The sequence below is a fragment of the Granulicatella sp. HMSC31F03 genome, from assembly GCF_001807725.1.
Classification (GTDB): Bacteria; Bacillota; Bacilli; order Lactobacillales; family Aerococcaceae; genus Granulicatella; species Granulicatella adiacens.
Window position 1 is genome coordinate 162,097 of sequence record NZ_KV790851.1, and the last position, 12,191, is coordinate 174,287.

The window sequence follows — 12,191 nt, forward strand, 5'->3', positions numbered from 1 at the left end:
TTAAATTTTAAAACTCGTTCTGAAGAATCATGCGGATTCTATAAAAGCAGTTGCATCATTATAAATTAACTGTTTTTTAAATAGACGCAGTAGATGATTGGATTAAGCTGCATCATTCATGATTTGCTTAATCCTAATCATCCTTGCGGGGGTAAGACTACGAAGGAAAATGAACTCACACCGTGAGTTCATTTTTTCTTCTGTCTTACTCCCAAGCTGAGAGACCCAAGGCTCGAACCGGTATCCCATTACAGCTTTTATGAAGATATCCGCAATGATTCAAAAGAACGGAAGTTCAATAAAAGTATCTCCCCTCCTATGTTTAATAAGAAGTAGAATTATCCATCTTAAGTCACCCAAAGCCATAAATCAAAACCTTCGGTTTTATATTTATACTTAAACACAAAAAAAGACTCGTATTGCTACGAGCCTTTGAAAAATTAGTCTTCAAGCGGACGAGAGAAGTTTGCAATCTCGCGTTGTACGTATTCTAAGTACGCTTCGATAGACATTGATTTAGTTTCTTTAGAACCATAACGACGAACCGTTACAGTACCTTCTTCAACCTCTTTGTCCCCAATTACTAATTGATAAGGGATTTTTTGAGTTTGAGAAGCACGAATCTTGTACCCCATTTTTTCATTACGGTCATCAAGTTCCACACGCATTCCTAAGCGAGCCATTTTTTCTTTCAACTCACGTGCAGCATCATAATGATGTTCCACACTTACAGGAATGATTGTTGCTTGAACTGGAGCTAACCAAGTTGGGAATGCGCCTTTGTACTCTTCGATTAAGTAAGCTACGAAACGTTCTGCAGTTGAAACAACCCCACGGTGGATAACTACTGGACGGTGAGTGTTATCTCCATCTTCACCAACGTATGTTAAGTCGAAGCGTTCTGGTAATAAGAAGTCTAATTGGATTGTAGACATTGTTTCTTCTAATCCCATTGCTGTACGGAATTGAATATCTAATTTAGGACCGTAGAATGCTGCTTCACCGATAGCTTCGAAGTATTCTAATCCCATTTCATCCATTGCTTCTTTTAACATTGTTTCTGCTTTGTTCCACATTTCATCGTCATCGAAGTATTTATGTTTATCTTCAGGATCACGATAACTTAAACGGAAACGGTAGTCTTTAACGTTGAAGTCACTATATACTTCGCGGATTAAGTCTAAGATACGTTTGAATTCGTCTTTAATTTGGTCTGGACGAACGAATGTATGTCCATCGTTAAGAGTCATTTCACGTACACGTTGTAATCCAGATAGAGCACCTGATTTTTCATAACGGTGCATCATTCCTAATTCAGCAATACGGATTGGTAATTCACGGTAGCTGTGGATGTGGTTTTTGTAAACCATCATGTGGTGAGGACAGTTCATTGGACGTAATACTAATAATTCGCCATCGCCCATATCCATTGGTGGGAACATATCTTCTTGATAGTGAGCCCAGTGACCTGAAGTTTTGTAAAGACCTACATCAGCCATAACTGGAGTGTACACGTGTTGGTATCCAAGGCTGATTTCTTTATCCACGATATAACGTTCGATTGTACGACGAATTGTAGCTCCTTTTGGCAACCAGAATGGTAATCCTGAACCTACTTCTTGGCTAATCATGAATAAGTCTAATTCTTTCCCTAATTTACGGTGGTCACGTTCTTTTGCTTCTTCACGCATCTTCAAGAATTCTTTTAAGTCTGCTTTATCAAAGAAAGCAGTACCGTAAACACGTTGCATCATCTTATTGTTAGAGTCACCTCTCCAATAAGCTCCAGCAAGTGATAATAATTTGAAGACTTGGATACGTCCAGTTGAAGGAACGTGGATACCACGACATAAGTCAACGAAGTCTTCTTGTTGGTAAACAGTGATTGTTTCATCTTCAGGTAAACCGTTAATCAATTCTACTTTATAAGGGTCGTTTGCGAAGATTTCTAGCGCTTCTTTACGGCTTACTTCACGACGAACGATTGGGTAGTTTTCTTTAACGATTTTCATCATTTCTGCTTCCACTTCTGGAAGAGCATCTTCTGTTAATTGATTTGGCATATCCGTATCGTAGTAGAATCCTGTTTCGATTGCTGGTCCTACCCCGAAGTGAATTCCTGGGTATAAACGAGTTAATGCGTGTGCTAATAAGTGGGCTGTTGAGTGACGTAAGATTCCTAATGCATCTTCGTGGTCTGGTGTAACGATTTCGATAGAAGCATCTTCTTCAATAGAACGGTCAAAGTCTACTAATTCTCCGTTCACTTTACCTGCTAATGCTTTTTTTGCTAAACTTTTACTAATACTTTCGGCAACTTCTTTTACTGTAATTCCTTTTGGAAACTCCTTAACGGCACCATCTGGAAAAGTAATTTTTATCATTGACATTTTCTTCCTTCTTTCCTTTTGAAAATTTTAAATCAAACAAAAAGTCCCATAGTTTACTACTGCAAACTATGGGACGTCATTCTCTACGTGGTTCCACCCAAATTCATTTGTCTCTCATTGACAAATCTTAAACGGACTAACGCTCCGATACGCCTTACTCTACTCATTTCAAGCAAGGATTCAAAAGTGGTAAAACTATTCCGGATAAAGTGTTGCACCAACCCACTTTTCTCTAAAATGTAACCAAGAGATAGTTTCTTGTCTTTTTCATCATTTTCAAAATATTTAGTTCATTAGTATTTAACCACTAATCTATTTTATTTTCAAGCATTTTAATTAAGATGGATTTCTGTGATTAATCCCATCTACAAAATATTCTTTTGCTAAGAAACGAATCCGCTCAATGAGACGTTTTGCTTTAAGAAGTTCTTGGTCTCCTTTATTTGAATGAGCAAAATGCACTTCTAACTCATCCATCGTGAAGTTCGATGTGAAGAACGTTGGTAATTCTTGCAACATACGGTGTTGTAAAATCACCATCAATACTTCATCTCTAAACCATGCACTATTCATTTCGGCACCGATATCATCTAAAACTAAAATAGGTGTGTTTTTAATCGTCATTAGTTTTGATTCAACCGAATTTGTCGCAATCGCTTGTTTAATTTCTGAACTATAAGTTGGAACATTGACTAAAGTCGTCTCAATCCCATGTTCAGACAATTCATTCGCTAATGCTCCCATCATATAAGTCTTTCCAACTCCAAAAGGCCCTGCTAAGTATAAACCTTTTTGATAATTGGCACCCTCTGGTTTGTATCCTTCGATGAATTTCAATAATTCCCCAATGACATCTTGTCGTTCTGGCGTAAGCGCCGTATCTGAGAAACGTGCTTCTGCGATATTTTTCGGCATATTAATCGAATGAATCAATCGTCTACGTTTGCGTTCTCTTTCCTGGCGAATCGCTTCTTCAGTCCGACTATAATTTACTAAAATAAAACCATTATGCACTTCAAGTGATGGTTCTAATCCTGGAGCTTTTACAGCTTGTTGATTTTTTCTTGCATCTCTTTCCATAATGAATTCTAACAACGCAGAGGTTCCTTTACGAACGGCTTGCGGATCTAATTCATTTTTATGACGCTCTAAAAAAGATTTGACATCTTCATCAGAATAAATTTTTTCCTCGATGGCTTTTAAATTAGGAATCTTTTGATCCGCCTCTCTTTGATTTAATAATCCTTTAAAACCTTCCATTGTGGTCACCTCCATTATTGTTGTTCTTTTTGTTGACTTGTTTTTAATTTTGCAATTTGATCGGCCAAATCATTTGAAACTTGTTCTGGTTGACTCTTTTTTGGTGTAGTCGTTTGTTTTTCCCGAGCCTTGGATTCTTTCGCCCACTCTGGTAATTGCTCTTGATAACCACTATTTTTTCTGTAGTTATTCTTACCCGCATTATGCAATTGCTGTTTCCGCTTAACCTCTCTTTGTAAATCACGGTTCCTTACAGCATCTATCGCCTCTTTCGCACTTTGAATTCCTTTGGTCGCCCAGTCATTAGCAATCGCATCTACAAAGTTCCTTGCAAGCGTCGCATGATCCAACTGAACTAGCGCATAGTGGAATAAAATATTCAAAACTTCATTTGGCAAACCACTCACGGAGACCAGATCAAAAATTAATTGTCTCTCCGCTTTAGAAACATACCCTTTTTTCTGCGTCTTAATACTGGAGACAAAATCAATTGGCGATAATTCTTTTGCTGCTTGAATTAGCATCCCGATTGCGTCATCTTCTACAGAAGAGACTTCTTCATGCGATTCAGATTTTTCTTTTATTTCTTCTGAGACAGAATGTTCTTCCTTTTCTCTCATTAGGTTCACCTTATTTTGGGCGGCTTCTTGACCTAATTTCAGTAAGAATTCTTCATCAATCACTTTAGTCGATAAATCTGAAGCAATCACTAGAAATTGCGCAATTTCTGATTCTGAAAATCCGAACGCTTTATACAATACATCAACGATTCTTTTGACTTCCTTCGTTAAAGAATCCAAATCAACAAATTCCGTCTTCAACAGTCCTTCAATCAGTTCCCAATCGACCTCAGATGAAAATTCCATTGGTGATTGTTGTTTTACATCCATCACCATTCTTTTTTCTTGAGAGAGATTTCTAGTATATGACTCCATATTGTAAGGAAGTCGGTACACTTCTTCAAATTGAGCGCTTGTTGAATCTCCTAAGTCTCCTATGTTAGAAGTTAAAAATCTCTGCTTTAACTTTTCAAACCGATGATTCCCCACTTGATTCAATAGTAAAGTGGACAGAAGCGCATCCTTAAAAAAGAGTCTTGGAGAAGTTGGCGCTAGCAATTCCATCGTATACGTTTGAGGACGAGAAGCAGTAGGTTCCTTATGATAGGTCTTCAACAGTCCTATGCCTTCTAGTCTAGATTTTGCTAAATGAAAATCTGGCATTCCCAAGTTTGTCATGGACAGTAATTCAGAAATTGAGAATACTTCGCTCTGGTACGCAGATGGAGATAATTCACCGTATAAAGTAGCATACAAAAGTGTGGCTTCTTTTCCAATAAACGGAGCATATAATTGCATTAAAAATTGTATTTCTCTTTCAGTAATCCAAACCGGTTGAATCACTAAAATTCCGTCCATTGGTTTATATTTGGACCACGGAAATTCTTTTGACTGCATTCCTTCAATTCCTTTCTTTAATCTTTATTGTCCATTTCAAAAGACATGCGTTCTAATTCTTTTAAGAACATTTTTCGGTCTGTAAACTGACGATACACACTAGCAAAACGAATATAAGCAATATCGTCAATTTTAGATAAATGATCCATGACCATTTCTCCAATTAAAGTGCTGGATACTTCATTTTCCCCTTCTTGATTAATCGAACGCTCAATTTCATTGACAATGGTTTCTAACTGTCCCAATGATACAGGACGTTTTTCAGCTGAACGAACTAATCCATTTAATAATTTTTCACGACTAAATTCTTCACGATTGCCATTTCTTTTGATGACAAGTAATGGTGCTTTTTCTAAACGTTCAAAAGTCGTAAAGCGGTAGCCACATTCTTCACACTCTCTTCTTCTACGAATCGAACGTCCATCATCTGCCGGACGACTATCTACTACACGAGAACCATTATTTTTACATTTTGGACATTGCATAAAAAACACCTCTCCTTTTTGTGCTTATTCGATTAATTATATCATTTTTGTCGGAAATTTTCGAGTAGCCACTGATGAACTCTAGCTTCTAATTCTTCAATAGACCCTTCATTAGTCCAAACGATATCCGCCTTTTTAACTTTTTCTTCTAAAGACATTTGAGAGGCGATTCTCTTTAGAGCTTCCTCTTTAGTTAATCCATTGCGATTTTTTAGGCGCTGAATCTGAGTTTCCACCGAAACAACCACTACGATTATTTCATCACAGAGAGTCTCATAATGCATCTCAAATAATAGCGGGATATCTAGAATAATGAGCGGGTGGTTTTGTTTTTTCGCCTCTTGTATTTGAAGTTCAATTTCCGTTCTAATCAGAGGTTGAAGCAAGTCGTTGACCTCCTTCAAAACAGAAGCATCACTAAACATTTTTCTGCCTAATTGCGTTCTATCTAATGAACCATCGTCTAGTAAAATAGAGTTCCCGAATCGTTTTGTAAGAGACGTCAGTCCTACTGAATTTTTTTCAACAACTTTTCTTGCAACGACATCTGCATCGATAATCGGAATGCCCGCGTTCTTGAATATATTCGAAACGGTTGATTTGCCACTAGCAATCCCGCCTGTTAATCCAATAACTCTCATCTTTTTCCTCCAACACTTCTTGTAAGACCTATGTTAGTTCAAAACCGATATTGTCGCAAGTTCTTTTTACATCCATCACCCAAAAACATACAAAAATACCGCACCCTCAATATGAGAATGCGGTAAGTCGATTATAGACGTTCGTTTAATTCTTTTGCTAAGTCTTCGAATCCTGGTTTTCCAAGTAAAGCAAACATGTTTTTCTTGTATGCTTCTACCCCTGGTTGGTCAAATGGATTAACACCATTTAAGTAACCTGAAAGACCTACTGCGATTTCGAAGAAGTAGATTAAGTGTCCTAATGTGTAAGCTGACATATCAGGAATGTTCACTACAAAGTTTGGAACTTGACCATCTGTATGAGCAAGTAATGTTCCTTGGAAAGCTTTTGTATTTACAAAGTCCATTGTTTTACCTTGTAAGTATCCTAATCCATCTAAATCTTCTTCTGTTTCAGGAATTGTTACTTCTTCATTTGGTTTACCCACTTTGATAACTGTTTCGAAGATGTTACGACGACCTTCTTGGATGTATTGTCCTAGCGAGTGTAAATCCGTTGAGAAGTTTGCGCTTGAAGGATAAATTCCTTTGAAGTCTTTCCCTTCTGATTCACCAAATAATTGTTTCCACCATTCAGAGAAGTATTGTAATGTTGGTTCGTAGTTAATGAGTAACTCTGTCACTTTTCCTTTACGGTATAACACATTACGTGCTACAGCGTATTGGTAAGCTTCGTTTTCTTTTAAGTTTGGTGAGCTGTATGCCACACGTGCATCTTCAGCCCCTTGCATTAATGCATCTACATCTGCACCCGTTACTGCGATTGGAAGTAAGCCTACAGCTGTTAACACTGTGAAACGTCCACCGACATCATCAGGAATTACAAATGTTTGGTATCCTTCCACATCTGCTTCTGATTTTAATGCTCCACGAGCACGGTCAGTTGTAGCGTAAATACGATTTACAGCTTCTTCTTTACCATATTTTTTAATTAATAAATCTTTGAATACACGGAATGCAATCGCTGGTTCTGTCGTTGTACCAGATTTAGAAATCACGTTTACAGAGAAATCACGGTCTCCGATTAAGTCGATTAAGCCTTGTAAGTAAGTTGAGCTAATGCTATTTCCTGCAAATAATACTTGCGGAGTTTTACGTTTGTCGCTTGGTAAGTAGTTATAGAAAGCGTGGTTTAAGAAATCAATCGCTGCACGCGCTCCTAAGTATGAACCACCGATACCGATTACTACTAACACTTCAGATTCTTCTTGAATCTTTTTAGCAGCTGCTTTAATTCGAGCAAATTCTTCTTTGTCATAGTCGCGAGGTAAGTTAATCCAACCTGTAAAGTCGTTTCCTGCTCCTAATCCTTCTCTCAAGTCTTTATCTAATGCAGTCACAGTAGATTGCAAGTGATCGATTTCTTCTTGATTAAAGAAACCTAATGCTTTTGAATAATCAAATGAAATATGTCCCATTTGAATGCCTCCTTAAAATTTTTAATATTCGTCAAATAGATTGTTTAAAAAGCGAATCTATTAACTCTTATTTTTATCTTTTACAAATTTTTCTTGAGCTTCTTCAATCCATATTGGTAGTTTCTTGGCTAAGCTAGAAAAACCAATCGATGGAGTGTAACGTTTGCGATTTTTCTTAATGCGCTGTGGAAAGTCTGGTACATCTAATTTTTCAAGTGCTCGAATCGATAAACTAATCTTATTTGAAAATTCATCGACGTCAATGACTTTCGCTGTCACTTCCTGTCCTACTTTCACAAAATCGTGCACATTATCCATATATCCATGCTTACACTCAGAAATATGAATCAACCCTTGCGTATCTTCGTCTAGCTCTAAGAAAACTCCGTAATTTTGTACACCTGTTACTTTCGCAGTAACGATGTCGCCAATTCTAAAAGTTTTACTCATAGGACCTCCCTACGCGTTTACTTCCATGGATTCAATCACTACATCTTCAAATGGACGATCTTGTCCATTTCTTTTAACGCCTTCGATTTCAAGAACAACGCCCATTCCTTCAACAACGCGTCCAAATACAGTATGACGATGATCTAACCATGGTGTACCACCAATTTTAGCATATTCTTCAACGATTTCTTCAGGCCAGCCGCCATCTTTTAATTGTTTTAACATTTGAGCGGGTACTTGTTTTGCTGTAACGATGAAAAATTGTGATCCATTTGTATTTGGACCCGCATTCGCCATTGAAAGAGCTCCATATAAATTAAACGCTTCTCTTGAAAATTCATCCTCAAAAGTACGGCCATAAATAGACTCGCCACCCATCCCTGTTCCAGTTGGGTCTCCTCCTTGAATCATGAAATCTTCAATAACACGGTGGAAAATCACTCCGTTATAATAACCATTTTTAGCGTGTGTCACAAAGTTTTCTACTGTTTTAGGTGCAATTTCAGGGAATAATTCCAATTTGAAATCTCCATGATTTGTATGCACCGTTACAAGTGGATTACTTGTATTTAATTCATTTAGTTGTGGAAATTGACTCATTCTTCCATCTCCTTTTACTTCTTAATGATGAATTGCTCATCTAACCTCTTCTATTAAACCACAAAAGCGAAACAGGTGCAATTTAGCCTTTCTACAAAACTTAAGAAAAAAATCATTTCATTCTATAAATTTTCTTTAGTGATTTTGATGAATTCATGGTATAGTAGATTAGTATAAAAAAAGAAAGAGTGTAGTTGAATGACAATATTTCAGAATTATCCATTAGTCGCTTCTATTTGTTCGATTCTGTTTGCACAATTTGTTAAATTTCCTATTGCCTATTTTTCAAAGAAACCAGATGCTCATGTTTCTTTAGTAACGAGTACTGGTGGAATGCCTAGCTCTCATTCTGCAGCAGTTAGTTCTTTGATTACTGCTCTAATTATCGAATATGGATTCACTTCTCCTTTAGTAGCTATTGCCACTACTTTTGGCTTAATCGTGATGTTCGATGCAATGGCGGTAAGACGACAAAGCGGTGAACAAGGGATTTTATTGCAAAAATTATATGAAGAACAATTACGAGAAGAATCTAGTGCACTAAAGCATGTTGAAATTGAATCGGAAGATGATCCCATCAATATTTTCGATACGGAAGAAAATAAAAAATTAATCATTAAAAAGTATTTAGGTCACAAACCAGTAGAGGTCTTTGCCGGAGTATTAACAGGAATTATAATGGCCTTTATTTTAAGAATGTTTTATTAATCGGAGGTACAAAGTGACTCAAGAGATTGTTGATATTATTATTATCGGCGGTGGGCCTGTCGGGCTTTTCACCGCTTTTTACGCTGGTCTACGCCAAGCTTCTGTTAAAATTATAGAGAGTTTACCAGAATTAGGCGGTCAACCATGGATGTTATATCCTGAAAAAAAAATCTACGACATCCCTGCTTTTCCTGAAATCCAAGCAGGAGCATTAATTGAAAACTTATTAGCACAATTAGAAAGATTCCCAAGTACTCAGTACTGTTTAGAAGAAGAAGCTTTAGAATTAAACAAAACTGAGTTTGGATATGAAGTGATTACTTCAAAACAAACCCATTTAGCAAAAACGGTAATTATTGCTTGCGGAAACGGAGCCTTTCGACCAAGAAAACTAGAAATTGACGAAGCTTCACATTACGAAGGTAAAAATTTACATTATTTTGTCAATAACCTAGAACGCTTTAGAGACCATACTGTTGCTATCTGTGGAGGTGGAGACTCTGCTGTAGACTGGGCGCTTGCCTTAGAACCCATCGCAAAAAAGGTTTCTATCATTCATCGTCGCCCTCAGTTTCGAGCGCAAGAACATAGCGTAAAACAACTAGAAGAATCAAGCGTTGAAATCTTAACCCCTTATCTTCCTGAGCAAATAATCGGAAATGGTGAGAAAATTCAATCCGTTGTACTAAAACACGCTAAAGGCGAAGATCAAATCGAAATTCCTGTTGACGATTTCATTGTGAACTACGGCTTCTCTTCTTCTATCGGGGGCATGAAAAACTGGGGATTTGATGTTCAAAGAAACTGTATTGTGACAAATAGCCAAATGGAAACCACACTTCCTGGTGTCTTTGCTGTTGGAGATATCGCAACATATGATGGCAAAGTAAAAATCATCGCTACTGGATTTGGTGAAGCGCCTGTTGCCATTAATGCTGCGATGACGTATGTGAACCCAAATAGTCGACCAAGCACGATTCACAGTTCATCCATGTTCTAACCGTTTACAAATTTTCAAAAAAACGCTCAATTCATTTGGGCGTTTTTCTTTTTTGTGTTAAAATAAAAAGCTACTCTTTTTAAAAGGGTTTCATAATTAATATAAAGGAGGATTTTTATGAAAAGCCCAAAAGAATTACACGAACGTTCTTTAGAATTGTTATCTGAACGTGGTGTAGACATAGAACAAATTGCTGATTTAGTTTATTTCTTACAAGAAAAATATGTACCAGGTTTGACAAAGGAAGAATGCCTAAGTAATGTTCTCAGTGTTTTAAAGAAACGTGAAGTACAAAATGCTGTCATTACCGGAATTGAAATGGATAAACTTGCTGAGGAAAAGAAATTACATCCATTATTAAACGATGTCTTATCTGAAGACGAGCCTCTATATGGGGTCGATGAAATCTTAGCGTTATCGATTGTGAACGTATATGGTTCTATCGGATTTACAAACTATGGTTATATCGACAAAGTAAAACCAGGAATTCTTAAAAACTTAGATGATAAATCAACTGGTAAAGTAAACATCTTCTTAGACGACTTAGTAGGAGCTATCGCGGCCGCTGCAGCAAGCCGTCTAGCACACAGCATTCCAGCAAAAGAAGAATTAGACTAATCAAGCAAAAAGGATGAAGCGTTATGCTTCATCCTTTTCTATAAAAATAGAGTGATACCGTATACGGTATCACTCTATTTTTATTCTCCTAAAACGAGTCCAGCAAATTCTTCTGCAGTGACTGCGCCAAAGTAGTTTCTTAAATCGATGGCACTTAAGACTTCTACTAAGTCCTCTTTCACCATACGAACGCCTTTTAGTTTTTCTTCGACTTCTTGAACATTTCCTTTAGCGAAGAAATCTCCGTAAATACGGCAATTTGAAATTCGCCCTTGTTCTACTTCTAGGTAGCATTGAATCGTTCCGCATGCAAAACGGCCATCACGGTAATCACTATATTGAGGAGATTGGCCATAATTCCATTCCCAGTTTTTATACTTAGAAGCTGTGAGTTCATCGATTTCTTTCCAATCTTCCTCGGTTAATACATAACGTTTCGCTTCATCAATCGAATTAATTCCTAAAATCTTACAAGTGATTAAGTTTTTGAACTCATCTACCGTCACGTTTTGATACTCTGGAGCAAGATATGGGCGAATACTTCCGACACGCGCACGTACAGATTGAATCCCTTTAGATTGTAATTTCTTCTTATTTGGGTTCAAGACTTTTTCCATCGCATCATAGTCCACGTCTAATAAGAGCGAGAAACCACCGTATACACGACCATTACTAATCGTCATCGCAGCACCAGATACTTTTTTGCCTTCAATCGTTAAGTCGTTACGACCTGTTTGTTCGACAGCTGTTGCGCCGAGTTCGTGTAAGGCTTTAATTGCTGGTTCATACGTTCTCTTAAAATCCCCGAAGATTCCATTATCTTGAATTAAATAGCATATATTCACTGCACCAGAGTCCACATATACAGCACCGCCACCAGTGTCACGGCGAACAACAAGAATATTGTTTTCTTTTAAATACTCCTCGTTCACTTCGGCAATTGTATTTTGGAATTTTCCAATTTCTACTTTAGGATCACAGTAATATGGGAACAAAATATCATCATCTAAGAAAACATTATTTTGTACATACACTTGCATCGCAAGCGCTACTGCTCCATCTTTTACATATTTTCCGTCACGGATTGGTTCGATTAAATACATC

General features: G+C 37.2%; 12 protein-coding genes and 1 other annotated feature. Of the genes, 3 read left to right on the top strand and 9 right to left on the bottom strand.

All coding sequences use genetic code 11. The annotated features are described in order from the left end of the window. Positions 1-440: 440 nt before the first annotated feature. The 8 genes from thrS to HMPREF3106_RS04650 form a co-directional block, all read right to left on the bottom strand. The gene (gene thrS / locus HMPREF3106_RS04615; RefSeq protein WP_005606834.1) at positions 441-2,384 is read right to left on the bottom strand and encodes a threonine--tRNA ligase; all 1,944 of its coding nucleotides are present in this window, start codon (positions 2,382-2,384) and stop codon (positions 441-443) included. Positions 2,385-2,456: 72 nt separating this feature from the next. Further along, positions 2,457-2,670 (bottom strand) — a binding site (T-box leader). Positions 2,671-2,726: 56 nt separating this feature from the next. Next, the gene (dnaI, locus tag HMPREF3106_RS04620; RefSeq protein ID WP_168160695.1) at positions 2,727-3,650 is read right to left on the bottom strand and encodes a primosomal protein DnaI; all 924 of its coding nucleotides are present in this window, start codon (positions 3,648-3,650) and stop codon (positions 2,727-2,729) included. Positions 3,651-3,664: 14 nt separating this feature from the next. Then, on the bottom strand, positions 3,665-5,107 hold the full coding sequence (locus HMPREF3106_RS04625; RefSeq protein WP_070444674.1) for a DnaD domain protein: 1,443 nt from the start codon (positions 5,105-5,107) through the stop codon (positions 3,665-3,667). Between the two features lie 17 nt (positions 5,108-5,124). After that, on the bottom strand, positions 5,125-5,592 hold the full coding sequence (nrdR, locus tag HMPREF3106_RS04630) for a transcriptional regulator NrdR (protein WP_005606839.1): 468 nt from the start codon (positions 5,590-5,592) through the stop codon (positions 5,125-5,127). Positions 5,593-5,633: 41 nt separating this feature from the next. Further along, the gene (coaE, locus tag HMPREF3106_RS04635) at positions 5,634-6,233 is read right to left on the bottom strand and encodes a dephospho-CoA kinase (protein WP_070444676.1); all 600 of its coding nucleotides are present in this window, start codon (positions 6,231-6,233) and stop codon (positions 5,634-5,636) included. Positions 6,234-6,364: 131 nt separating this feature from the next. Next, complete coding sequence (locus HMPREF3106_RS04640; RefSeq protein ID WP_049555739.1) at positions 6,365-7,711, bottom strand: glucose-6-phosphate isomerase; 1,347 nt, start codon at positions 7,709-7,711, stop codon at positions 6,365-6,367. 60 nt (positions 7,712-7,771) lie between these two features. Continuing rightward, positions 7,772-8,161, bottom strand: coding sequence for a CvfD/Ygs/GSP13 family RNA-binding post-transcriptional regulator (locus HMPREF3106_RS04645; protein WP_070438024.1), 390 nt, complete (start codon positions 8,159-8,161; stop codon positions 7,772-7,774). 9 nt (positions 8,162-8,170) lie between these two features. After that, positions 8,171-8,761, bottom strand: a complete 591-nt coding sequence (locus tag HMPREF3106_RS04650) for a peptidylprolyl isomerase (RefSeq protein WP_049555741.1) — start codon at positions 8,759-8,761, stop codon at positions 8,171-8,173. Between the two features lie 198 nt (positions 8,762-8,959). On the opposite strand from HMPREF3106_RS04650, the gene HMPREF3106_RS04655 reads away from it, so the two are divergent. The 3 genes from HMPREF3106_RS04655 (at position 8,960) to HMPREF3106_RS04665 (ending at position 11,087) form a co-directional block, all read left to right on the top strand. Further along, positions 8,960-9,469, top strand: a complete 510-nt coding sequence (locus HMPREF3106_RS04655; protein ID WP_005606846.1) for a divergent PAP2 family protein — start codon at positions 8,960-8,962, stop codon at positions 9,467-9,469. Between the two features lie 13 nt (positions 9,470-9,482). Further along, positions 9,483-10,469 (top strand): NAD(P)/FAD-dependent oxidoreductase, encoded by a 987-nt coding sequence (locus HMPREF3106_RS04660; RefSeq protein ID WP_070438020.1) that lies wholly within the window; start codon positions 9,483-9,485, stop codon positions 10,467-10,469. A gap of 117 nt (positions 10,470-10,586) precedes the next feature. Further along, positions 10,587-11,087, top strand: coding sequence for a phosphatidylglycerophosphatase A family protein (locus tag HMPREF3106_RS04665; RefSeq protein ID WP_070438018.1), 501 nt, complete (start codon positions 10,587-10,589; stop codon positions 11,085-11,087). 80 nt (positions 11,088-11,167) lie between these two features. Here HMPREF3106_RS04665 and HMPREF3106_RS04670 read toward each other — a convergent pair whose 3' ends face one another. Then, entirely contained in the window at positions 11,168-12,190 is a 1,023-nt protein-coding gene (locus HMPREF3106_RS04670; protein WP_070438016.1) for a lipoate--protein ligase, read from the bottom strand. Between the last annotated feature and the right edge of the window lies 1 nt (position 12,191).